The sequence below is a fragment of the uncultured Vibrio sp. genome (assembly GCF_947488985.1).
GTDB lineage: Bacteria > Pseudomonadota > Gammaproteobacteria > Enterobacterales > Vibrionaceae > Vibrio.
The window spans coordinates 1-24,729 of the sequence record NZ_CANLBV010000056.1; the positions used below are offsets into that span (position 1 = coordinate 1).

The 24,729-nt window shown below is 44.6% G+C and carries 19 protein-coding genes and 4 pseudogenes; 9 read left to right on the forward strand and 14 right to left on the reverse strand.

Annotation, left to right across the window (positions count from 1 at the left end; genetic code table 11):
* Nucleotides 1–145: pseudogene (locus Q1A70_RS12740) on the forward strand (IS630 family transposase); the annotation flags it as partial.
* Between the two features lie 33 nt (nt 146–178).
* On the opposite strand, the pseudogene Q1A70_RS12745 reads toward Q1A70_RS12740, so the two are convergent.
* A pseudogene (locus tag Q1A70_RS12745) lies at nt 179–1,299 on the reverse strand (ISAs1 family transposase).
* A gap of 155 nt (nt 1,300–1,454) precedes the next feature.
* Nucleotides 1,455–2,357, reverse strand: coding sequence for a LysR family transcriptional regulator (locus Q1A70_RS12750; protein ID WP_299691871.1), 903 nt, complete (start codon nt 2,355–2,357; stop codon nt 1,455–1,457).
* Between the two features lie 203 nt (nt 2,358–2,560).
* Between Q1A70_RS12750 and Q1A70_RS12755 the strand changes: the two genes are divergently transcribed.
* The 5 genes and pseudogenes from Q1A70_RS12755 to Q1A70_RS12775 form a co-directional block, all read left to right on the forward strand.
* Complete coding sequence (locus Q1A70_RS12755) at nt 2,561–3,544, forward strand: extracellular solute-binding protein (protein ID WP_299691868.1); 984 nt, start codon at nt 2,561–2,563, stop codon at nt 3,542–3,544.
* On the forward strand, nt 3,544–5,295 hold the full coding sequence (locus tag Q1A70_RS12760) for an iron ABC transporter permease (RefSeq protein WP_299691865.1): 1,752 nt from the start codon (nt 3,544–3,546) through the stop codon (nt 5,293–5,295). The genes Q1A70_RS12755 and Q1A70_RS12760 overlap by 1 nt, the downstream gene beginning before the upstream one ends.
* 6 nt (nt 5,296–5,301) lie before the next feature.
* Nucleotides 5,302–6,393: an ABC transporter ATP-binding protein gene (locus tag Q1A70_RS12765; RefSeq protein ID WP_299691862.1), complete on the forward strand. Its 1,092-nt coding sequence runs from the start codon at nt 5,302–5,304 to the stop codon at nt 6,391–6,393.
* A 9-nt stretch (nt 6,394–6,402) separates the two neighbouring features.
* On the forward strand, nt 6,403–6,897 hold the full coding sequence (locus tag Q1A70_RS12770; RefSeq protein WP_299691859.1) for an inorganic diphosphatase: 495 nt from the start codon (nt 6,403–6,405) through the stop codon (nt 6,895–6,897).
* A 167-nt stretch (nt 6,898–7,064) separates the two neighbouring features.
* A pseudogene (locus tag Q1A70_RS12775) lies at nt 7,065–7,199 on the forward strand (integrase); the annotation flags it as partial.
* Between the two features lie 162 nt (nt 7,200–7,361).
* On the opposite strand, the gene Q1A70_RS12780 reads toward Q1A70_RS12775, so the two are convergent.
* From Q1A70_RS12780 to purL, 6 genes and pseudogenes are all read right to left on the reverse strand, one after another.
* Nucleotides 7,362–7,592, reverse strand: a complete 231-nt coding sequence (locus Q1A70_RS12780) for a hypothetical protein (RefSeq protein WP_299691856.1) — start codon at nt 7,590–7,592, stop codon at nt 7,362–7,364.
* Nucleotides 7,593–7,958: a type II secretion system pilot lipoprotein GspS-beta gene (gene gspS2, locus Q1A70_RS12785; RefSeq protein ID WP_299691853.1), complete on the reverse strand. Its 366-nt coding sequence runs from the start codon at nt 7,956–7,958 to the stop codon at nt 7,593–7,595.
* A complete protein-coding gene (locus tag Q1A70_RS12790) occupies nt 7,915–9,051 on the reverse strand; it encodes an alanine/ornithine racemase family PLP-dependent enzyme (protein ID WP_299691850.1) in 1,137 nt (378 codons plus the stop codon). The genes gspS2 and Q1A70_RS12790 overlap by 44 nt, the downstream gene beginning before the upstream one ends.
* Nucleotides 9,048–10,253, reverse strand: a complete 1,206-nt coding sequence (locus Q1A70_RS12795; RefSeq protein ID WP_299691847.1) for a DUF1611 domain-containing protein — start codon at nt 10,251–10,253, stop codon at nt 9,048–9,050. The genes Q1A70_RS12790 and Q1A70_RS12795 overlap by 4 nt, the downstream gene beginning before the upstream one ends.
* Nucleotides 10,254–10,829: 576 nt before the next feature.
* Nucleotides 10,830–11,716, reverse strand: a pseudogene (locus Q1A70_RS12800) (IS5 family transposase).
* Between the two features lie 372 nt (nt 11,717–12,088).
* Entirely contained in the window at nt 12,089–16,045 is a 3,957-nt protein-coding gene (gene purL, locus Q1A70_RS12805) for a phosphoribosylformylglycinamidine synthase (protein ID WP_299691844.1), read from the reverse strand.
* 340 nt (nt 16,046–16,385) lie between these two features.
* Here purL and mltF point away from each other — a divergent pair, with 340 nt between their 5' ends.
* Both mltF and Q1A70_RS12815 read left to right on the forward strand, forming a co-directional pair.
* Nucleotides 16,386–17,954 carry a membrane-bound lytic murein transglycosylase MltF gene (gene mltF / locus Q1A70_RS12810; RefSeq protein ID WP_299691842.1) on the forward strand — a complete coding sequence of 523 codons (1,569 nt, stop codon included), beginning with the start codon at nt 16,386–16,388 and terminating at the stop codon, nt 17,952–17,954.
* A 316-nt stretch (nt 17,955–18,270) separates the two neighbouring features.
* Complete coding sequence (locus Q1A70_RS12815) at nt 18,271–18,399, forward strand: hypothetical protein (RefSeq protein ID WP_299691838.1); 129 nt, start codon at nt 18,271–18,273, stop codon at nt 18,397–18,399.
* Nucleotides 18,400–18,463: 64 nt separating this feature from the next.
* On the opposite strand, the gene tadA is transcribed toward Q1A70_RS12815, so the two are convergent.
* The 6 genes from tadA to Q1A70_RS12845 form a co-directional block, all read right to left on the reverse strand.
* Nucleotides 18,464–19,066 carry a tRNA adenosine(34) deaminase TadA gene (gene tadA / locus Q1A70_RS12820; protein WP_299691788.1) on the reverse strand — a complete coding sequence of 201 codons (603 nt, stop codon included), beginning with the start codon at nt 19,064–19,066 and terminating at the stop codon, nt 18,464–18,466.
* A gap of 162 nt (nt 19,067–19,228) precedes the next feature.
* Entirely contained in the window at nt 19,229–20,791 is a 1,563-nt protein-coding gene (locus tag Q1A70_RS12825; protein ID WP_299691785.1) for an AbgT family transporter, read from the reverse strand.
* A 358-nt stretch (nt 20,792–21,149) separates the two neighbouring features.
* On the reverse strand, nt 21,150–21,599 hold the full coding sequence (locus tag Q1A70_RS12830) for a prepilin-type N-terminal cleavage/methylation domain-containing protein (protein WP_299691782.1): 450 nt from the start codon (nt 21,597–21,599) through the stop codon (nt 21,150–21,152).
* The gene (locus Q1A70_RS12835) at nt 21,589–22,926 is read right to left on the reverse strand and encodes a hypothetical protein (RefSeq protein ID WP_299691779.1); all 1,338 of its coding nucleotides are present in this window, start codon (nt 22,924–22,926) and stop codon (nt 21,589–21,591) included. Before Q1A70_RS12835 ends, Q1A70_RS12830 begins: the two co-directional genes overlap by 11 nt.
* The gene (locus Q1A70_RS12840; protein ID WP_299691776.1) at nt 22,923–23,558 is read right to left on the reverse strand and encodes a pilus assembly protein PilW; all 636 of its coding nucleotides are present in this window, start codon (nt 23,556–23,558) and stop codon (nt 22,923–22,925) included. Before Q1A70_RS12840 ends, Q1A70_RS12835 begins: the two co-directional genes overlap by 4 nt.
* The gene (locus tag Q1A70_RS12845; protein ID WP_299691774.1) at nt 23,545–24,090 is read right to left on the reverse strand and encodes a GspH/FimT family pseudopilin; all 546 of its coding nucleotides are present in this window, start codon (nt 24,088–24,090) and stop codon (nt 23,545–23,547) included. The genes Q1A70_RS12840 and Q1A70_RS12845 overlap by 14 nt, the downstream gene beginning before the upstream one ends.
* Nucleotides 24,091–24,141: 51 nt before the next feature.
* On the opposite strand from Q1A70_RS12845, the gene Q1A70_RS12850 reads away from it, so the two are divergent.
* A complete protein-coding gene (locus tag Q1A70_RS12850) occupies nt 24,142–24,624 on the forward strand; it encodes a type IV pilin protein (protein WP_299691772.1) in 483 nt (160 codons plus the stop codon).
* The last annotated feature ends 105 nt before the right edge of the window (nt 24,625–24,729 follow it).

Consider the following 24,729-nt stretch of genomic DNA (forward strand, 5'->3'; position numbering starts at 1 on the left):
GAACAACGTTTACTTCAAAAGTAAACGGGATTTCAAGGCGGCAATAGAGCAATTTTTTACTGTGACTCTTCCAGAGAGTGCAGGCTCTTTGGCATCTCGAATTAATGATAACTTTCAAGTTCTCAAGCCTGCATCTTCAAGTTGAACGGGTATATCTCCAGGGCGACCGCATGAGTGCCTAGTTTTTCACCTCCTGATTAAAACCAGCACTCAATACTACCTCTAGCATGGATGTATTCATCATGCATCGCTTTTGCTTCCCTACAATGCTTAGCTTGGTTGGCTCTTCTCGGAGCATATTCAAACTCATATGATTTAAGCATGATAGATTCTCTGCACCGTGATCTTTGTATATCTGGCACGCGTCTTCATTCATGGTTACATCAAGCACCCAGTGCATTGATTCTATACCCCAATGTTCTCTGACTGCCATCGCAGCTTGCTCTCCACTAAGCTTTTTAGAACTGATGTAATAACGGTACTCTAGAGCGACAGATTTGCCTTTATCAAGACGAAAGTTTTCAACCATAACAATGCTCTGCAAGCCTTTCCAGCGAGAGAAGTTACCTTCAAGTTTCGTACTATCAAAAACATAGCATTGGCGAGACTCTATACGGCCGTGTCCTTGCTCGGGAGAGATGTCAGCAACCACATTAGATCGCTGAGAAGAGAACGCCTTTTCTATTGCTTGACGGAGTTCCCCTTGGTTGCTCTTTACGGCAAGCAAGTAGTCCCCACCTTGCTCTACAATGGTTTTGGCAATTTTGGTTTGGCAGGCCATTGCATCAATGGTGACTAGGAACCATTGATATCAAGCATCTTTATCAGTTCAGGGATTGCTGTAATTTCATTGCTTTTTTCTTCGGTTTTCAGCTGTCCCAACACGAGCTTATTTGACGATGCATAAGCACTAATCATATGAATGGTGCTCGCTCTGTCTTCACGATTGTAAGAGCCTCGAAGTGTTTTGCCATCTATCGCAATTACTTGACCTTCGGTAAGAGTATGTATTGATGACATCCAGTTAATGAAGCACTCATGGAACTGCTCAGGTTCAATGGTAGAGATGATACGAGCTATCGTGTCATCAGCAGGAATACCATTCAAAAACAAATTATTACGCTTGAACCAATCATGATGACCAAGAATGTATTCACGAATATTAAACCAACCTTTTGCGCCTGCAATCACCGAACATAGCGAGCCAAAAAGGACTTCAAACAGGCAATATGTGACCTTTTCACTTTGGCGCTGGTCGATAATCGTTTGAAAATGTTCTTTGAAGTGGTCAATGTGCATGATGCTCTCCCTAAAAAGGCAGTATAAGATCACAGCTAAATGTGATCGTCAAATCGATCATAATTTTGATTAAAAATCGTTCACGATCTCACCCTGGCCCTAGTATAGGATGATTAATACGGCACCGAGGTTGAGCACCCCCAGGTAGAATAGCCTTATATGCTTATATAATCACGGTGGGATAACAAGTACTCAATTAAGACTTTTATGCGGTTTGGCTGGTTGCTGTCTGCATAGATAAGGTGAATTGGCGTTGCTGGTGGTTGAAACTCTTCAAGAATCACGGTGACACGATTGGCCTCTATTGAACGTCCTAACATATTTTTGGGAAGCTGAACGATTCCCATTCCTTTGTCTGCCCCCCTAACTAACGCCATCCCTTCATTAATAATAAATCGGCTCTTCAAGTCAATTGACTGCGTTTTATTTTCTATTTTGAATTGCCATTTTTCAGGCATGCCCGTGACTTGGGAACGTAAGATCAAGCACTGATGCTGGGCTAATTCATCGGGATTTTTAGGTGTTCCATTTGATTTAATGTAGTCAGGTGATGCGCAGGTCATGAGTTGCTCTTCATCGAGCTTTCTGGCGATAAAGTTGCTGTCTGAAAGTTCACCAATATGCACCGCTAGGTCAAACCTTTCTTCAATGAGATTTGTTGGACGATCATCCAAAATAATGTCGAAATTAAGGGCTGGGTGCTGTTCGGCAAATTTGTGCAACAGTGGCACAATATAGCGACCTCCATACACTCTAGGTAGCTTGATACTTATATTGCCTCTAGGTGTATTAATCGAATCTTGAATATCGTTCTCAACATTCTCAAGTTCAAATAATATAGCTTCGAGTTTTTCAAATACCTGGACACCTAAATCGGTAGGAACCAGGCTACGTGTTGTTCTTCGAATCAATCTGACACCGTAAGATTGTTCTAATCTCGAGACATTTTTGCTGACTGCTGAAGCCGATATCCCAATCTGACGAGCGGCTTCCGAAAAGCTACCGTGCTTAACAGAATAGACAAAAGAGAGCATGTGTGAAAAAGAGGTAGTATTCAAGTCTCGCTCGTAGGTTAGCCCAAAGTTGCGCAGTATTGTGACCGTTGTTCATGACGAAATGATTACACAACCTTCAACTTTTAGTCCTTTCAGTTATGACTAAAAGTATCATTGTTTTGTCGCATTCAACTCATAGAATGAACTTCCGGAAACGTGAAAAACAAAACCATTCACTTGAATCAATGACGACAAGGCTGTTTAAAATGAGCAAACCAAAACTCATCACACTAGCATTATCGGCGGCATTTGGAGCACAAGTTATTGCCGCCCCAGTTCTTTATACTAATGATTTTGAAGAGATTATTGGTGACCAATTTACGAAAGACACAGGTTACGAGCTTGATGTTGTTAAAATGTCTGGTGGAAACCTTATTGCACGTATCGCGGCAGAACGCAGTAACCCACAATGGGACTTAATACTGTTTAACGGTGATAATACCCTTCATTCCCTAAACGTTACTGGCGATCTAAAAAAACACCTTACTATTGAGAATGCTAAAAACCTTACGGATGAGGCACGCGCTATCGTGCCAAGTAATAGTGGATTTTACCCCGTTGGCATTTCTTCTGCGTGTGTGATCGTCAAGCGCAAAGATAATGATGTTGAGATCAATGGATACCAAGACATTGTTAAGCCAGAGCTAAAAGGCGTGGTCGGTATGGCTGATCCATCGATTGCAGCGCCTGCTTACCCTTGTGTAGCAGGTCTTTTTCATCAATTAGGGGAAGACAAAGCGAAAGATCTATTTTCACAGGCGTTTGATAATGGATTGCGAATTTTCCGTACTAATGGTCCAACTGGTCGAGCACTACAATCAGGCGAGATAGAAGTAGCGTTATTGACCTCCCAACAAGCTTATACATTTGTTGAACAAGGTGCCGATTTCGACATCATCTGGCCTGAAACAGGCAGCCCAGCAACTGTCCGTGCTTTTGGTATTCAGGCTAAAACTCAGCACAAAGAAGCAACTCAAGCGTTTTCAGAGTGGATGCTCAGTGAGAAAGGACAACAGTTCTTAGCGGATAACGGCGGTAGTGATGGTGTGTTTAGACCGACGGTAACACAAGCCAGCGAAGTGCCATATGGACCAGGTCCTAAGGTTCAATACAATTTTACTCCAGTTGAGTTTGCTTACGAAAATGATGAAGCGATTAAAAGCTGGTTTGCTGACAACGCGATTAACTAATGATGTTATCTAATTCTGATACAAAGACGGTGCCAATTGCACCGCTTATAAGCCCGAAAAAAATTAAATTTAACCAGCGTTTCTCTCCCGATAAAATGTTGGGTGCTTTCATTTTGTTTATTCTTGCAGGTCTTGTCTTATTACCAATGTTTATGGTGGTACTGCAACCCGTATTGCAATGGATAGAAGTGGGATCTGACGCAGTTGGACTTGATGAAATATTCAAACGTCGCTTGTGGATGGCGTCGTTAACAAACAGTCTTTATTTATCAGTTGGGGCGGGGGTCCTTGGCGGCCTAATGGGCGCGATGTTGGCTATAGCTCGACACTCGTACCGCTTCCCTGGAAGCCGATATGTTGACCTTGCCGTGTGGTGTATTTTAATCATACCTTCTTTTGTGATTGCACAAGGTTGGGTGTTATTTGCCAGCCGTTCAGGAATAGCGACGCAGCTAACAGGATCGTCATTCGTTGCCGATATGGTGTTTAATCCTAATGGGCTTATCTTCATTATGGCGATGAAAAATTTCCCGCTGGCCTACCTTGCTATGTCTGCTGCGCTGCAGTGGAGCATGAGGAACTTGAGCCTTTCAGGACGGTTATGTGGTCGCCCAGCGTGGCAGGTCTTCCTTACGATACGTATGCCTCTGTTATTGCCTGCACTCCTTTCTGGCATTGTGTTGGTTTTCATCGATACCATCGGTGATTTTGGGCTGCCTGCTGCAATGGCAACAAGTTATCGATACCCTACGTTACCGTATACGATTTACGCCGCAATTAATCACTCTCCAATTCGCTTCGATTTAGCGGGCATATTAGCGACGTACTTAGCCATTATCATGTTTGTCGCTTTATTCGCTTACTTCTGGATATTGCGTGCTAGACCTTACCAGTTTTTATCCAGCCAAACAGAGGTGCAAAACACGCCTGTTGCCCCAAGGGCTAAATTGCTTGCGAGTGTGGTATGGAGTTTTCTGTTCATTGCGGTGGGCATTCCAATTGGAACCAGCTTGATGGTTTCGTTTATGGATCAGCTTTGGAATGGCTTTTTCCTTGGCAATTTTGGCTTTGATAATTACATCAACCTATTTCACAGTCGCTCTCAATTTGGTGAAGGTTTAAAAAATGCATTAGTCATTGCAGGACAGTCTTCCATTTTAAGCGCGATACTGGCCTTCTTAGCCGCTTATTTATTGACCTTTACAAGCAATGGTATGAACCGAATCATTGATACTGCTTGCACCTTGTCTATGGCGATTCCAGGTGTCATTTTGGGGGTGGGGTTCATTTTTGTATGGAACTCGCCACTGCTTTCATCTTTGGGCCTTAATTTGTATGGAAAGCCTGAGCTATTGGTACTGGCGTCGACGGCTACATCGGTCCCTGTAGCGGTGCGAATCTTGATGGGCGCAATGGCTCAAGTACCTATTAGTCAATTAAACGCGGCGCGTTTACAAGGGGCAGGTTTATTACGCCGACTGTATACCATTGTTATGCCGCTCGTATTAACCGCATTGATTTCAGCGACACTTTCAGGCTTTGGTTCAAGCATTTTTGAATTAGCGATTAACTCCATGTTGCGACCGGCTAGATTTGAAATGCTTGCACCTTTCGTCAGTGCGCAGTTTGACTCTGGTGAATACGGCATTTCTACCGCCGCTGTTTTTGTCGCAGGTTCGGTCGCCGCTATTATCATTGCTGCTTGTAACACACTACTGCGTCGTCATTTTAGTCATTTAATTAAAGAGTAACGAGATATGTTGAATTCTTTAACTGCTAGCCCATCTGCCTTTTTAGGCTGCAGTAACGTTTATCGCACCATCGGTAAGCAAGATATATTAAAAGACGTTTCTTTCTCACTTGAAGAGGGGCAAGTTTATTGTATTGTTGGCCCATCTGGGTCTGGAAAATCTTCTTTGCTGAAAATCATAGCTGGTATTGATACTCCTGCGAGTGGCACAGTGAGTTTGCAAGATGAAGTGGTTACAGATGGCCCTCTTGCCTTTCCGCCAGAGCATCGCCGAATGAATATGGTGTTTCAGGATTATGCATTGTGGCCTCATATGAAGGTGAGTGACATCATCGGTTATGGGTTAAATCGCATGAAGAAGGATGACCGTCAGCGCCGAGTGAACGAAATGCTAGAGCTACTTCAGATTACTCAGTATGCCGATCGTTACCCGCGAGAGTTATCTGGAGGGCAAGCACAACGAGTCTCTATTGCGCGTGCCATCGCTACAAATCCAGATGTATTGCTGTTTGATGAACCTTTGTCTAACCTCGATATTCAGCTCAGAGCTGAGATGCGAAACGAGTTTTCTAAGTTATTTAAAAAACTGAATAAAACGGTGTTATATGTCACCCATGACCCATTAGAAGCCTGTGCGTTTGCAGATAAAATTATTGTTATGAAAGACGGTGAGATTGAGCAAATAGACTCTCCTGAGGCTTTGTTTTCTGCCCCCAACTCTCCTTGGATTGCATCACTTGCTGGTTTTGACTGCAAGCTGCCAGTAGAGAGCATTAATGCGGACCCTATTGAGAAGGTCGCAAGTGTATATTTTCGAGGTCAATATCTAAAGGCCAAGCCTTCTTCAAAGCTAGGTAAGGTAAGCAATCACCTATGGCTACGCAGTTCAGGATTAAGTTTCGCAGCCGATGACGGTAACAGTGAAAGTGTTCTATCGGGTCGAGTTGTGAAATCGAGTTTTGAAGGGAGTCATTGGCGCATCAACATCCACGTGGGTGCAGAGGTCGACATTCCTATCCATCACCCTGAAAGCATTGAACTGGATACTTCAGTCAAAATAAACATACCTTTTGAACATTGCCTACTTATAAATGAGTAATATCAAACAATGAAATATACAATGAAAGTTGAGATCCCTGCTGGGAGCATCACGCGCTATAGTTTCGACGAACAGGGACGCTTAAAAGTAAAGCACTTCCAATCTATGCCAGTGAGCTACCCAGCTAATTATGGCTATATTGAAGATACTCTGGCCGATGATGGTGCGGCTTCTGATGTCCTCGTGATCACCCGTGAGCCTTTATTACCAGCAACTTATATCGATATTAAGGTCATTGGCTATATTGATATGATGGATGGTGGTGAAAAGGATGAAAAATTCATCGCAGTACCAACAGAAGATATTGACCCAACCTACGCCGAGATCAATTCAATTCATGATTTACCTAAGGCTGAACTCGCTCGCATTTACGCGTTTTATAGTGTTTACAAACAATTACCAGAGGGGCGTAAAACGGTTAAGCTAGACGGTTATAAAGATGAGCATGCCGCTCATCGCCTTCTTGATGAAGCACAAAGTCGATACCAAAAAAACGCTGCGTAATTTCCTTTATACGGTTAACGCGCGTAAACAAATGGGGGTAGTTTCTGGTCGGGGGAATTCGTAACTCAGAAATGTCAAAATCCTTACTGGCTGGCAACTTAACTCAGATTTGTCCATCTCCTTCTAACTACAATCGTGATGACCAAATAAATAAGGAGGTCATCATGATGGTTTTTAGCAAGACGAAAAATATCCGAGCGGTGCAGCTACTACTTGGTCATACCAAGGTAGATAATACAATCCGCTATCTTGGGGTTGAATTAGAAGATGCATTGTTGCTTTCAGAAGGTACTGAGTGTTAATCGAAAAGGAACCTAAATACTTAGGTGTTTCAATTGCCATTACGCTGAAAGTTATTACCCACACCTCTACACTTGATTATTTTCAATACGTTAAGTGCAAATACTACTAATCTGTCCAAGGTTTATAGGGCCTTGAACAGATTAGGTATACACAGTCTTAAATTAAATCTTGGAATGTGCGTTTTTTTTCTTTGACTTGTGAGCTCTCATTGAAATTTTCAATACAAGTTGTTCTTGTTTAGTTGAAATGACCTGCTTAGTTAAAGCTTTGTGGTGTAGGTCCGTGATAAAGTTTTTTTCCCAAGGCGTAAGACGGTCAAACTTCAATAAAATAATGTCATTAAGTACATTGAACAACTCGTATTGGCTTTTATCCATTCGACTGCAAAGCATTCAATTAGAGCAGTTAGCTAGAGAAATGACGTTAAGGCTTTCTACTTTCTCATTTTTTCCTAAGGTAATGATTCGATAAGAGATCCCACTCTCTAACAGTGGTCTTATTTCGATGTTGTCACAAAAACTAACAGCGACTTTTTCTACTAAGCTGTCCATATTCAACGTTTTCTTTTTTACGAAAACAAGAGTGACACTATTGCCTTCTGACTGTGCATTTACGAGTGTGATTGAGCCTAACTCTTGTGGCAGTTGGCTTGAGATAACCGTCGCTCTATAATCGGCAAGCCCACTAGATTTCATTGGGCTTATCTGACAACCGTTAAGCATGACACTGACGGAAATAATTACTGCTGTTCGTAGCATTATGCGTTCCTTCTTGCTTTCTTCTCCCTTTAGGTGCCTTACAATATTTATTGATATAACGTGAAGACATAGAAGATAAGAGCGCACTGTAATCTAAACCGAATGTGACTTTTTCCCCTACAAATAGTGGTTTTCGTGAGGATTCAAGGACAAGATGATCACTGGTTGAAGACATGATCTTAATCCCATTCGGAGCCTTAAGCCCGCTGACACAAACATCTTGGCGGCCTAATGCTACAATAGCTTGTGAGACCTCCCCTCTATCTTGAAGGCTTTCTTTTTCACCAAAAGCATTTGACCCACGACTCCCCCAAGGCAAAGTCGGTTTAGTCTTGGATTCAATCACTTCAGCGGTCAAAGAAACCGCATCCGTATGTAAGCCTTTGATATTTTCGTGCTCTAAAGGCTCACAGCCTAAAAAAATTGCTTCTCCTATACGAAGGTTATTTACTCGAGTTAAGCCTGTTCTCTGAAGAGCCCAGTTAATTGAAGCAGAATTACCCCCTGAAATAATTTCTAGACTGATCCCAAATGTAGCTTCAATTCCATCGGCAAGCTCAGAAAGAATATTCATATTTTGATCATCTGGAGCGACACCATACCGACAGGCTAAATTCGTACCAATTCCTTTTATCGTGATGTTTGGTAAAGAAATAACTTCTCGGATAAAATCAATAATATGATGGGGCATCACACCTTCTCTGAGATCGCCAAGCTCAACCATAATAATGATACCGTGACGGCAATTTTGTTGTTCCGCTGCATGTGAAAGCCTCTGAATTACTTCAACTTCAGAATTTAAACTCATATCACTGTATTTTATTACGCTCGCCACTTGACTTAGCATGGGTGTACGTATGAGCATTTTAGGGATAGCAATGCCAGATTCAGTCATCTTTTGAAGATTTTCGATTCTTGAATCGGCTAACATTGTTGCGCCAGCATCAATAAAAACTTGTGCGATGATAGGGTGGCCGAGGAAGGCTTTTGTTACAGGTGTAACGGATATATTTTTTAGTGAGAGCTGAGTAATCAGGAACTGAGCGTTATGGTGAATCTTCCCACAATCAATGTCTAATCTAGGGTAGTTCACCCTTTTGCGGCCAGTTTTCTTGCTATCATAGGGAAGGCTGACGTTACGATGTGCAGTAGATGTTCGACAGGCTGTGATAATGCATCAGTAACCGGTATACCAAATTCGGTAGTGTAGCTGTCTATCACACAGCGTGTTTCATCTAAAGACATATCTTCATGATTCAGCGTTAGTCCAATAACATCGGTATTAGAAAACGTTTCGATAAGATTGATTTCTGAGGCAATCGAAGGCATTGGGCAATCAGGAAAATCACTACGATATAAACGTTTAGGAGCATGTTGCAATATCACACCCGCTGGACAACTGCCACGTAAGATAAATGCGCTGGTTGAAAACGCAGGGTGACTTAAAGCTCCTTGCCCTTCAATAATTATCAGATCCGGATTTTCTTTTTCATAGGCCTGTACAATGACAGATTCCAACTCACCGGCACAAAATTGTGAAGGGACAGCATCGAGTGCAACGCAGTATTGTGCGCCTTGCATAATACCTGTTTGACCAGTGGCAATCAGAACGACGTTAAGGCCTTTTTTAGTCAGTTCATTCGTTAATATTGTTGCTGTTGTTCGTTTTCCTAGCGCGCAATCCGTCCCCATTACAGCAATTCTCGGACATTTAACGTTGTGTATTTTCCCGATAAACGTTTTCAGATCGCCTTTACTTTTGGGTTTGCGAGTATCGAATATTCGAACGTTATTCTTTAAGCTAGCTTCTAAAAATAGAGGATCATCAGTTAGGAATTCATGTAAGCCATTTACGATGTTCATTCCTAGTGACATGGCATTTAAAATGATGCTTTTATCTAAGTCAGATAAAAAACCACTTGATGGCGCAATGCCAAAAATGAAGTAATCGGGAATACTTCCCGCGTGAATGATAGCTTCTTCAGCATTGGCAAGGATCGGTATTCCATTGGCTTTGTTATCAAGTACTTCTCCAGCATCTAAGCCGGCAGACACACTATCAATAACCGATAGAATACGATAGCTTAATGAATGCCTCACTAGCCCATTAGCGGTTTTACCATCAATGTCACCGAAATTACCTTCGCAATATATAATTGCCGAAGGGATGACAGGTTTCACTTTCTGAGCAAGTGGTAGCCAAGGAGCGATATGGGTTACATCGTAGTTGGTTTTGAAATTTTCAATTCTAGTGAGTTTGAAGATGTTTCTTAACTTTTGGGTTGAAATAGACATAATTAAAGCCTGCTATGAGGCTTAGGAGGGCAACTAAGGAGTGCCGAGATGCGAGTTCGGAAAAGAAAAGAAGCCCCTACTAAGCGGTAGGGAGAACAACCAAGGTAACACACTCATCAGACTTTTGTTGGTTATTATTCATACGTCCTCTAAGTCTATTACTTTCAGGCTTCACCCATGCTAAGGTGACTGATTAGAGGTCTAAGATTCATTGCTCAACATCGCCGTATCAACCTCTCAGCTTTAAGGTTTCAAGATATTTTTTCTAATATCAGTTAAGTGAATTAGAGTTTTTGATCTAACGCGTTTTTGTCCGTGCGACCTGAAGTCGTATGAAGCGTTGTTCACCGCTTTATGAGTGAACCGTCTGTATCACCAGATGAACCTACGAGCCTAAATAAAGCAGCGGCTCGGACAATGTAACGAAACTTGGCCCTTGGCTGAGTGGGAAAAGAATCGTGAGAGGACGTTCCTCCTGAAAACCACAATTCGGGTAAGTGCTAGGTAGTCAGTATGATGAACGGCCTTGTTGCTTAATTCAGTGAGAAGGCATGATAGCCCCATGTTAGTCAATTCTTAAACAATACACTGAGTTTCAGGTATACCAAGCCCTGTAAGTTTGTTCAGTGCTTTGATCATGGCGTAAGTCTCGCCAACCTGAGCATTGTAATTTCTTAGGCTTAATTTCCCACCTAATAACTGTTTCACTCGATACATGGTTGTTTCGGAGAGCGAACGCTTGTGATAACCCTACCGCTCTTTCCACTTCTTATTGGAGCCGTAGAGCTTCTGGCAACCTACTGCTAAATTGCGAGGGTGCCCTTGCTCCCAGATGGCTGCCCCTTCTCGTGGCGGGATAAGCGGAACCGCTCGCTTGAACCGTATGTCATCATGGCAATTCCTTGTGTCATAAGCGCCATCACCTGATACATCAAGGATTTTACGACGTGTCTGCTTGAGTAAGTTGGGGAGCACTTCGGCATCGGTTACGTTAGATAAGCTCAGCTCTGCTGCGACTATTCCGTGGGTGCTTGTATCTACTGCGATATGCAGCTTACGCCAGACTCTGCGCTACCCATCAGTACCATGCTTCTTGACCTTCCATTCACCTTCGCCATAAACCTTGAGACCTATAGCATGAATGGCCAGATGTTGTATTGCACCTCTGGTTTCAGTTTTAAATGAAACCTCAACTTCCTTAGCCCGGCGGCTTATACAGGTGTAGGGTGGGTAAACAATCTGTATGTTAGCCAGCTTAATGGCATAGAGAAAACACGTTGCACCATCAGTGCGGTAGTAATGGCTAAGTCGCATAATCGACGAGGTCTACCACGCTTGCCTTGTTTGTTTTGCTTCCACTCGGCTATCGCTTCTTCATCAAACCGAAATGGCATGCGCGCCCGGTTGGTTAAGGCTTTATTGTATTGTTTCCAGTTAGTTGTTTTGTAACGAGGTTTAGGCATGAGGCTACGACGATTGATGGGTGTAGCCGAACAGATCGTAGCTTCTTAATTTAGTTCCATCGATTTAAGCAACAAAGCCTCTAAAATGTTAGCTTGTAACTCTTGGAAAGAGCCTGTCCCGACTGCGTTATAAGTTGCTGGGTATCAATGATGCCTTAGTGGAGGCTTGAGCCGTATGCAGTGAAAGTTGCACGTACGGTTCTTAGAGGGGCGGCACTTGGTAACAAGTGTCGTCTACTCGACAAAAGTTTATTATACGCACATCCACTATCCTGTGGTCCCTACACCACACTCACCACCAATCAAAAAAAGCGCAGACCTTTCGATCTGCGCTTGTGGTTATTTTCCCGATAACGTTTAAATCGTTTTTAATTAACCCACATTCTTACGTGCGTTTTGGAACATACGCATCCAAGCGCCATTCTCGCCCCAACCTTCTGGAGACCAAGAGTTTGCCACCGTACGGAAAACACGTTCTGGGTGAGGCATCATAATCGTCACACGGCCATCCGTCGTTGTTAGACCTGTGATAGCGTTTGGCGAACCGTTCGGGTTGTTCGGGTATTGCTGCGTTGGGTTACCGTTATTATCAACGTAACGCAGTGCAATCGTCCCTGAGTTCTCAATTACGTTTAGGTGGTCGTTGTCACGCACTTCTACGCGGCCTTCACCGTGAGAAACCGCGATTGGTATACGAGAACCTTCCATGCCGTTGAAGAATACAGAATCAGACTTCTGAACTTCAACTAGGCTGAAACGCGCTTCAAAACGCTCAGATTCGTTGCGAACGAAACGTGGCCAGTACTCAGCGCCCGGGATAAGTTCACGTAGGTTAGACAACATCTGACAACCGTTACACACACCTAGAGAGAACGTATCTTCACGCTTGAAGAAGTTTTCAAACTGGTCACGAGTAGAGTCGTTAAACAGAACCGATTTAGCCCAACCTTCACCAGCGCCTAATACGTCACCGTAAGAGAAACCACCACATGCTACAAGGCCGTTGTACTCTTCAAGTACTGCTTGACCCGTTAGGATGTCGCTCATGTGAATATCCGTTGCTTCGAAGCCTGCACGGTCGAATGCTGCTGCCATTTCAACGTGAGAGTTAACACCCTGCTCACGTAGAATCGCCATCTTAGGCTTAGCGCCTTTATTTATCATAGAGCCAACTATGAACGGTGCTGCGATATCTTCGTTAACATCGAAGCTTAGTTTCACGTTCAGACCTGGGTCTGAGTTGTCTTTCTTCGCTTCGTGCTCTTGGTCAGCACATGCTGGGTTATCACGTAGACCTTGCATCTTATGCGTTGTCTCAGCCCAGATAGTACGTAGCTCAGTACGGTTACGTTCAATCACTACTGATTCACCAGACTTAATCACTAGTTCATCAGAGGCCTCCCCTTCACCAATAACGCTACCGATTACGTGTGAACACGCTTCTAGACCGTTTGCTGCAAGAGTGGAAAGAACAGCATCTAAATCATCGTTACGAACCTGGATTACCGCACCTAGCTCTTCGTTGAATAGTGCTGCTAGTGTGTCTTCGCTGTCCTCTGATGCAGATAGAAGCGCTTCAATGTTTGCATTAACACCACAGTGACCTGCGAACGCCATTTCAGCCAGTGTTACGAATAGACCACCATCGCTTTTATCGTGGTAAGCCACAACTTGGTCGTTAGCCACAAGAGCTTGAACGCCTTCGTAGAAGCCTTTTAGCTGCGCTGCGTTGTCTACGTCTGCTGGCTTATCACCAAGCTGCTTGTAAACTTGTGCCAGTGCCGTTGCACCTAGACGGTTTTTACCGTTACCTAGGTCGATAAGTACTAAGCTTGTAGCGCCTAAGCCTTCAAGGTTATTCGGGGTGCGAAGCTGAGGCGTAATCGTCTTACGAACATCTTCAACACGAGTAAATGCAGTGATAACAAGAGATAGCGGAGACGTTACTTCTTTCTGCTCGCCGTTCTCTTCCCATTTAGTCTTCATAGACATTGAGTCTTTACCCACTGGGATAGTTAGACCCAGTGCTGGACACAGCTCTTCACCGACTGCTTTCACCGCTTCGTAAAGGCCTGCATCTTCACCTGGGTGACCCGCTGGAGACATCCAGTTCGCCGACAGTTTAATATGTTTGATATCGCCGATGTTGGTCGCTGCGATGTTAGTGATTGCTTCACCCACCGCTAGACGAGCCGATGCTCCGAAGTCTAGCAGTGCCACTGGCGTACGCTCACCAAGAGACATTGCCTCACCGTGGTAAGAGTCGTAACTTGCTGCCGTTACAGCACAGTTAGCAACAGGAACCTGCCATGGGCCAACCATTTGGTCACGAGCAACAAGGCCAGTTACCGAGCGATCACCGATAGTGATAAGGAATGTTTTCTCAGCCACTGTTGGTAGGCGAAGAACACGGTCAACCGCTTCGTTGATCTCGATGCCAGAACGGTCAATCGCTGGGTTGTTTGCTTTTAGCGTTTTCGCGTCACGGTGCATCTTAGGTGTTTTACCTAATAGGATGTCCATTGGCATGTCGATTGGTGTGTTGTCGAAGTGTGAATCTTCAAGTTTAAGTTCACGCTCTTCCGTTGCTTTACCAACCACTGCGTATGGTGCGCGTTCACGCTTACAAATTGCGTCGAACGTTGCCATGTCTTCGTCAGCAACTGCCATTACGTAACGCTCTTGAGATTCGTTACACCAGATCTCAAGTGGGCTCATGCCCGGTTCATCGTTTGGCACGTCACGTAGGTTGAAGATACCGCCACGCTCGCCATCGTCTACTAACTCAGGAAGTGCATTCGAGATACCACCCGCGCCCACATCGTGGATGAATGCGATTGGGTTCGCATCACCAAGCTGCCAACAACGGTCGATTACTTCCTGACAACGACGCTCCATTTCTGGGTTTTCACGTTGTACAGAAGCGAAATCAAGATCTTCAGAAGAAGAACCTGAATCCATTGAAGATGCCGCACCGCCACCAAGGCCGATGTTCATCGCAGGACCACCAAGAACGATTAGGCTTGCTCCTACTGGGATCTCTTTCTTCTGAACATGATCATCACGGATGTTACCAAGACCACCCGCTAGCATGATTGGCTTGTGGTAACCACGTATTTCTTCACCTGCGTGAGAGTTTACTTTCTCTTCGTAAGTACGGAAGTAACCTAATAGGTTTGGACGACCAAATTCGTTGTTGAATGCCGCGCCACCAAGAGGACCTTCAAGCATGATATCCAGAGCAGTCACGATACGGCTTGGCTTACCAAAGTCCGTTTCCCAAGGTTGAACGAAGTTCGGGATCTTAAGGTTAGATACAGAGAATGCAACCAGACCTGCTTTCGGCTTACCACCAATACCAGTCGCGCCTTCATCACGGATTTCACCGCCTGAACCTGTTGATGCGCCCGGCCACGGAGAAATTGCCGTTGGGTGGTTGTGCGTTTCAACCTTCATCAAGATGTGTGTTTTCTCTTGGTGGTAGTTGTACTGGCGAGTTTCTGGATCTGGGAAGAAACGACCGACTTCAGAGCCCGTCATTACCGCTGCGTTATCTTTATAAGCAGACAGTACGTGTTCTGGTGTCGTTTCAAAGGTGTTCTTAATCATCTTGAACAATGATTTTTCTTGCTTAACGCCATCAATCGTCCAATCCGCGTTAAAGATCTTATGACGACAGTGCTCTGAGTTCGCTTGTGCAAACATCATTAGCTCGATGTCAGTCGGATTACGACCTAGCTTCTCAGTGAAGCTTTCAAGAAGGTAATCGATCTCATCTTCTGCAAGTGCAAGACCTAGGGTAACGTTTGCTTCTTCAAGCGCTTTACGTCCGCCAGTAAGAAGATCGACTTCCGCATAAGGAGCAGGCTCAGCAACAGTGAACAGTGCGGCTGCCGATTCGAAGTCCGTAAAAACAACTTCCATCATACGGTCGTGCAGAATGGCTTTTAGCTCAACAAGCTGCAGCGCAGAAAGTTCAGCAGAGGTTTCAATGTAGAAAGCGGTACCGCGCTCTAGACGTGACACTTTAGTCAGCCCACAGTTGTGTGCGATATCAGTAGATTTTGAAGACCAAGGCGAGATAGTGCCCGGGCGTGGCGTTGCAAGCAGCAATAAACCTTCAGGTTCATGCTCTTCAATCGTTGGACCGTAAGTCAGTAGCTTTTCTAGCTTCTCAACTTCAGACTCATCTAGGTCTGCCGTTAAATCAGCAAAGTGGGCAAACTCAGCGTAAATACCTGTTACAGGTAAGCTTAATTCACGACAAAGCTCTAAAAGCTTGTTAACACGAAACTCAGATAGAGCTGGGGAGCCACGCAAAATTCTCATGTGCTTAGGTCTCTTATGCAGTTGATTAAGGTAGTATTGGAATAAATTCAGTGGGTTATAGGAACAACCTAACTGTTTTCTTCGAAGCTATTCCTAGGAGTATATCCCGAAGGTTATCAAACCTATGCCGATCCCACCTCTTCATGCGAGCGCATTATAAAGCATTTCTTTTTGTGACGTAATACCAAAAGCAACCGTTTGCGTCATTTTTTTTATCTTTGTGAATAAATGGTCCTTTGGCTGCATTTATCACCACTTTCATCTCGATTTAATCAAAGCTGCTTTGCCAGCCTTGCGGGGTTTGGTATAAAGGGCTTCCACTTTTCGAGATTTCATTTTGATGCCTAATTTTTCGCTCACCTTTTCGTCTAAATACTTTCTGCTTGCTGTCACTCTCATTGGGCTCAATGGATGCCAGATTGAATCTGAACCTAAAAGTGAACTTGAGCAGATACGAGAGCGCGGCGTTCTTCGTGTCGGAACCCTCAACAACCAACTCTCTTATTACATCGGTCCCGATGGCCCTGCCGGTCTGGATTACGAGTTAGCACGTGAGTTTGCCAAGGAGCTTGGTGTCAAGCTTGAGGTGAAGCCCGCTTACCGCTTATCAGGTCTATTCCCCGATCTAAAGAAGGGTGAAATCGATCTTATCGCGACTGGCTTGACGCAAAACAACAAACTGACCCGCGATTATCGCGCTGCGCCCGCTTATTACTATGTGAGCCAGCAGGTTGTGTACAAAAAAGGTCAATGGCGACCAAGAAACCTTGAGCAACTGATCGAGTTTGAAAATGAACGTCAGGATGAATTTCTCACAGCGCAATCCGAACCCGAACAAGCATCATCAAATGATGAGTTGGCGCCATCTTTGGTTGTAGTGCAAGACTCACACTTTGAGCCAACACTCAAGCAGCTACAGAAAACACACGATGACTTCATCTATGAGGCGACGGGCAATGCCGATATTAACGACTTGCTCAAAGAAGTATCAATCGGCGAACGTTTATTTACCGTTGCAGACTCTATCGAACTGTCGCTTGCTCAGCGCTTATACCCAGACGTGGCTTTAGCCTTTGAGCTTACCGAAGACCAACCTATCTCTTGGTATTTACAAAAGTCTGAAGATGAAAGCCTTTATGCTTTACTGATTGAGTTTTTCGGTAGCCTAAAACAGTCTGGCGAACTGGCGACACTGGAAGAGAAATACATCGGCCACATCGGCACCTTTGACTACGTAGATACGCGTGCCTTTATTCGCGCACTCGACAGCAAGCTCCCAAAGTGGGCACCACTGTTTCAGAAATACTCTCAGGAATTTGATTGGCGCTTAATTGCCGCTTTGGCCTACCAAGAGTCACACTGGAACCCTATCGCACGCTCACCTACTGGTGTACGAGGCATGATGATGTTAACGCTACCGACTGCGAAAAGTGTCGGCGTGACCAATCGCCTCGACCCTAAACAATCGGTACAAGGCGGTGTCGAATATCTGCGTCATATCGTCAAGCGAGTGCCCGATTCAATCACTCAGCATGAAAAGATCTGGTTTGCTCTAGCCTCATACAATGTCGGTTACGGGCATATGATGGACGCCCGACGCTTAACCAAGGCACAAGGTGGCAATCCTGATGCTTGGGGTGATGTGAAAGACCGATTGCCGCTATTGAGGCAGAAGAAGTACTACAGCCAAACTCGATATGGGTATGCGCGTGGTGATGAAGCCAGAAACTACGTAGAGAACATTCGTCGTTATTACCAAAGCATCATCGGCCATGTGAATAAGCGTAATAAAGAACAAGAAGCGAGCCTTGAAGGGTTGATGGTGATCCCTCCTTTAGCGATTTCAGGGGCTGAATCGGCCGTTAGCGCTAGTGGGTCAACAGTCAGCAACTCTCAGCCCTCGCAGTAAATACACCAAGAGCAATGCAATTTAGCATTGCTCTTTTTTATTGTTCTTTTTTCGACTCTCCACTCATCGCAGAGAGATACAGAAATCAGGTAGGTAAAGTGTTGATGAGAGCTCAAATGTCATATTGCAGTAACTATCGAACCTTATAACGGCACACCATAATCAAGATTACGCTCTGTTGCAGTGTAGTGCTGGCTTATTTAGAACTGCTCTTCTAAATAAGCCAAGCGTGCGACAGGCCAAACAAACGACTAACACTATAATTAAATCGTTGGTCCAAACTAAAAAGTCAGACGACAAGTAGGAAGTCATTCAAATGATGAACAAACTAAAATCGAAACGCCTTGATAAAACCGTTGCGGCAAACCGCCGTAAGCGCATGTTGTCCAATAACAAGAAAAAGGTAATATGGCGCAACCGTGCTTTTATGCAGATGGTTGCATAGTAAATGTAATTACCAAGTCAGTTTGATTGGCACTCTTGCGATTGAGAGTGCCGAAAGCTCGCTGCTATTTCTTGTTGCCAGCTTTCATCTCCGCTTCTAAACGCTGCTCTTCCAATAGACGTTCTTGCTTTCGTTGCTCTTTTATCTCTCTCCTACGACGCTTGAAAAATGCCTGTAACTGCTCACGGCACTCCTGCTCTAACAAGCCTTGCTCGACATCGGCATAATGGTATGACGCTTGGCTTTCAAATAGGTTTAACACCGTCCCTGCTGCGCCCGCTTTCAAATCTGGAGCGCCAAACACAATGCGTTTAACTCGGCTATGTAACAAAGCCCCGGCACACATTGGGCACGGCTCTAGCGTGACGTACAAGGTGGTATCGAGTAAACGGTAGTTTTCCAAGGCTTGACCCGCTTTACGCAAGGTTTCAATTTCAGCGTGAGCCGTCGCATCATGGCTGCCTATCGAACGGTTCCACCCTTCAGAAATAATCTCGCCATCTTTCACCAGTATCGCACCGACAGGCACCTCGCCTTCGCTCTCGGCTTGCTTGGCCACCTCAATAGCACGGCGCATGAAGATTTCATCTTGGGGGCTGAATAGATGGTCTGACAAAGGAAACTCCAAAAATAAAAATTGAAAGGCAAAGGCAATACGGTGAAGCATACCTAATCTGAGTAAAAATGGACAACAACTAGGGCGTGTTGACCTAAGACTGATCGTAGTAAATAACTGGTCACGTAGCTTATAAAAAAGCCCGCACATTTCGGTGCGGGCTTCAATAATTTTATCTTGCTTAGCTTTGTGTATTACAGAGCTTTGCCTATTTTACATTGTGTAAGTGTAAGGTGCTTGGATACCTAGTGGGATACCAAGAGCCCAGTAAGCTAGCAAGAAGATAGACCAACCGATTAGCATGGCAATCGAGAATGGCATCATTAGCGAAGCTAGAGTACCGATACCTGTCGACTTAACGTAACGTTGACAGTAAACAACAACCAGTGGGAAGAACACCATCAGTGGAGAGATAATGTTAGACACTGAATCACCGACACGGTAAGCCGCTTGAGATAGCTCAGGAGAGATACCCACAACCATTAGCATAGGTACTAGGATTGGACCAATAAGAGCCCACTTAGCTGAAGCTGAACCAACCAGAAGGTTAACGGCAGCCGTTAGTAGAATCATACCAACAACCGTTGCTTCACCTGGAAGATCCATCGCTTTCAGACCTTCAGCGCCGTAAAGAGCCAGCATTGTACCAATATTCGATTGACCGAATGCCGATAGGAACTGTGCGCAGAAAAACGACATTACAATGTACGCGCCCATCGTAGCCATTGTCTCAGACATTGCCTTGATTACGTCATTGCTGTTCTTAAATGTACCCGCTACACGGCCGTAAACGATACCTGGGATGATAAACAGGATGAAGATCAGAGGAACGATAGACTTCATTACTGGTGCAGAGAATGCTGTTAACTCACCTTCAGGAGAACGTAGAGCAGAATTCTCAGGGATTAGAGCCGCAACAAGCAGGCCAATACCAGCAACCATTGCCCAACCTGCGTATTTGAATGCTTTTGATTCGATTGCAGTGAACGTACCTAGGTCTGGTGCGGTTTCTGCATCTTCATCAACTGGCGTGTTCGCAAGGCGGGGTTCGATAATTTTCTCAGTAACATACCAACCGATAGCAACGATCAGAACTGAAGATAGACCAGTAAAGAAGATGTTCGATAGAGGGTTAATCACGTATTCAGGGTCAAGAACGTTTGCCGCTGTTTGCGTGAAACCAGCCAGTAGCGGGTCAATACCAGAAGGAATGAAGTTCGCTGAGAAACCACCTGATACACCAGCAAACGCTGCTGCAATACCCGCTAGAGGGTGACGACCCGCAGCGTGGAAGATGATACCACCAAGAGGGATAACGAGAACGTAACCGGCATCAGCTGCTGTGTGAGATACGATAGCAACCAAGATTAGCATTGGCGTAAGTAGCTTAGCTGGTGTGAAGTTAAGCATCTTCTTAAGACCAGTAGTAATAAAGCCTGAAGAGTCAGCAACGCCAACACCTAGCATAGCAACCAGTACGATGCCTAAAGGTGCAAAGCCGGTGAACGTGGTCACCATGTTCGCTAGGAAGCTCGCAAGCGCTTCACCAGTAAGTAGATTATTAACTTCTAGAGCAGCACCCGTTTGAGGGTTGATAAGGTCGAATGAAAGGTTCGACAAAAGTGCAGATGCTACCCATACAATAACGAGAGCCCAGAAGAATAGAATCGCTGGGTCTGGAATTTTGTTACCGGCGCGTTCAATGAAGTTTAGAAAGCGATCCATACCACTGATCTTGTCAGTTGATGGCGCTTTGTTTGTCGCTTGGTTACTCATTGTAACTCCATATGTGATGTTGTGTGTTCAGGCCTAATATAAGTTTTAACCATGGCCTATTGGTTTAGCACACATTCTATTAAAGTCATCGGTAAAAAGCACAAGATTCCATTCACTTTTACATAAATGGAGGCATATTTTGCAAAAATGCCATTCCACCTCAACAATATAAAAACATAAAGAATACCATTTCACATACAAAGTTGTAACTGGCACGTAAATAATGTCTGAGAAATGATAATCACCGACCAAGCACCAGTGCGATTGTGAGCGCACTGTAATATCGGTAAATAGATCACTTTCTATATAGGTAAAAACACCCTGTCTCGATAAACAGCACCCTGTCATTTTAGATAGCTCAGTTAAATTCACTGTATTTAGAGATCATAGTCTCAAGATAGATACTCTGTTGGCTGTTCATACGATCTTGCCATGCAACCGTGACCGTGATGTTTTTAAGTGCGCCAGACAAAGCACCATCCGTATTGGTCACCTCACAAGTCATGTTGTACCCCGACCCCGACAACCCCATTAAAGGGTCTGAACTGGCGACATTAAGGCAATAGTTCGCTTGATTAATTGAAGTAAAAGGAATTAACCCCACCGCCCCGCTCACATCCGACACGCGAGTTCGATAATACTCCAGCTGACTTTCTGCAAAATGCAGAGCTTCAACACTCTGCAATGCATAATCTGATTTCTGTTCGACGTAGACCTGCAGCTTAATCAGCCCAAGCGACGCAATACCGATCAGCAAAAAAGAGATAAGTACCTCTATTAAGCTAAAACCTGAGTTCTTAAAAATCACGCCATGATCCTCGCGTCCATTGATAGATCGAAGGCGGGTCATTCGGATTGGATTCTGCACGAAAATCTAAGTCCATATCACCAACAATTGTCGTGACACCAAAAGGAGAATCAAAGATAAGACCACCGGAAGGTAAACCAGAGGCGAATTGAATCCCGACCGTTTTTTTCTCGATACTGGTGTCTTCTATATCTTTTATATAGGGAGTAAACACATTTGGCGTCGCAAGATTGTCCCAAAAGTCATCGACCCGCATTTGAACATGGCTTTGTTGATAGTCGACTAAATGATAAATCACCCCGTTGTACGTCATTGCGCCGTTCAAAGCGAATACACCGTCTTGAACCACCAACAGTTGTGCCGGGTTATTTGTCGCAGCCACTGACGCATTGATATGGCAGTTACCCTCAATCCACAGCCCCTTCGTTTGCCCCGATGTAAAATGGTTCATGATCTCCGTGCCGCAATCAGTGGCATTGATTAACTGGGTATGCTTAAAAAGATCAGTATCTTGCGATAAGTCGACAATATTTTGCTCCGTTTTATCGATACCAAAGAAGGTGTAAAACGGATCTAAGTTCGGATCTGGGTTGAAGTCTTTTTTGAAAGGAAGCGGATTCGTGCCCTGATAATGATCGGGCGCGTAAATGGAGTAGCTGCTGCCAGAGCTCGCCTTCGGGATCTCCGTTTTGTAATCACTGTGACAAACACCATCGAAACCGGCAAACGGGCCATCATCGCTTGGGTCCAAAACCTGTAAACCTAAAGCCTGCCCAGAATCACCATGCATCGAATCATATTGGTAAGTGAAAAGATCGGCAAAGGAGACACTGACACATTCATACTCGTCGCCGCTAATAGGCTCTTGTTTTGCCGTCGGATTCAAGCTCAATGTCCCAACCAATTCAATCGGACCAACGGATTGGATCGCGCCAGTGCCAAATTGGGAAGCCTCTTGTATCGTTTTCAGCAGTCGCTGCCGATTGGTCGAAGCCGCGATGATATAAACACTAGAATTCACCGTATCTGAGATATCTATTTGCGTCTCATCGATATAAGGAGAGCACCAATCCGAGAAGTCAGCTGAGCGAGTGCTTGAATATTTTATATCGGCAATGGTTTTATCCAGCTCAAGCAAATAAGAATAGGTACACTCTAGTCCACCTTCAGAGCGCCAATGTGCTTGCCTTGCCTGCACTTCATTCTGAGCTCGCTTGATTTGATAAAAAACAGTTCTGAAACTGCCAAAAGAAGCAATCAAGGCCCCAATCAGCAGCACGCTGACCAATAATAAAGTGATCAAGCCTTGTTGCTGAGAGCGATTCATTGCCAATTCCTCTGAACAACCGAAGTCATCACCTTGTGACTCACGTCGGCGTTCACTAAAGAGGCATCGAGTTCAATATCGATTCTTTGAGAGGTTGAACTGCCTTTTGAAAGCTCCATAGCCTCAACCGATAATCCATCGACCTGTATTTGACGTTCAAAAAACAAACTTTGGCACGTCATCGTGACATTACCCGACATAGTACTAAACGGTTTGTCATTGATCGCCAAGAGCTCTGTGGATTCGCCAATGCAGTAGTTAAGCTTACTGTCCTTGAATTGGTAAACAATATTTCGATACACCGATGACGCACTTTCCTGCAAATAAGCGAAGCCGATATAGACCTCATCAGCGCTTGATTGGTAGGTGTAAATCGTATTGACCGCTCCCGATAACTTAACCGACTCCCCTGAGTCACCGTCGTAACCTGCCCGCCACATTTCTTCTTTCATCATCTGAGTTGTAGAGAACAGGTTTTGTGATAACAAGAGGGCTAAGCTTTTCTCTGTCGCCAAACGCTGGTTGGTTATGAATATCGAGCCGATCGCACCAATAGCAATTACCCCTATACTCGAGGCCACCAACATCTCGACTAATGTGCTTCCCTTTATCCCCCGACTAGCAAATCTCATAACCATAATGACCTATGCTATTGCCTCCATTTTCATCAGGATCACTGCTACAAATTCGAATCCTACCGGTAACACTCGATGCCTTGATTGATAGTGTCTCTGATAAGCGATTAACGGACGCCATGGTAAGGTTGCCATTAATAAAGCGCCCTCTGACGCCATCGATTGATATTGACTGTTGATTAAGGAAATTAAACGACACCTCGATATCTTGGTATGGGGAACCGTCTAACTGCAGAAGCACATTGACCGGCTCATAAGATGCGGAACTGCTCAACACCATATCCCAATTACCATCTGAACTTTCAGTATCACCTAAGCTATCTGAGACCAAAAACAGCACATAGAGATCTTGATTACGAATGATAGCTTCTGATCTGGCAGTTACTAAAAAGTGGTGAACCTCAGGGGCTAGTCTTTTTAGCTTGCTCGACGCTAACACGGAACTGAAACTTGGGGCAGCTGTCGCGATCAGTATCGACAACACCGATACCGTGATTAACAGCTCCAATAAAGTAAACCCGCGAGTCATTTCCCAAATTCCTATGTAATTCAGTACGCAACTATTTTTAATCTTGCACCGATGCTACCACCGGAGAAAAATGGGCCGAGCTATGAAAGGAAACTACTCGCGATGATTCGAAGAAATAGATGCAACAGCAACAACTTAAGCATTAGAGGGATGACATTGATCGAATTATTGCTAGCGATCACCATCGTAGGCATCCTCGGCGCTGTTGCCTACCCAAGCTATACCAACCATGTGCTGAAGGCGCATCGGACAACCGCATTGGCCGACATGACAAAGATTCAATTGGCGATGGAAAGCCTGTACACCGGAAACTATGCATCGGCAGCGGCCAGTATTGTGTCAGCAGGGACATGCGCTTTTTGCGACACCGACACCAGCCGATACACGCTATCGATTTCGGCCAGCAGCACCGCATATTCGATTCAAGCTGAGCCGCATGCACCACAAACTAATGATGAGTGCCTAGATTCCACCAGCGATATTTTAAAATTGCATCACTCTGGGGTTTCGGAACCTCAAGCGTGCTGGAAGTAGGAAGTAGCGAAGGCATTCTGGATACAATCCAATAAAAAGGTTCATCGCGGATTAGCGGGAACTAAAAACAAAAACGGTAGTAAGTGATATGGTTTAGTCGCCAAA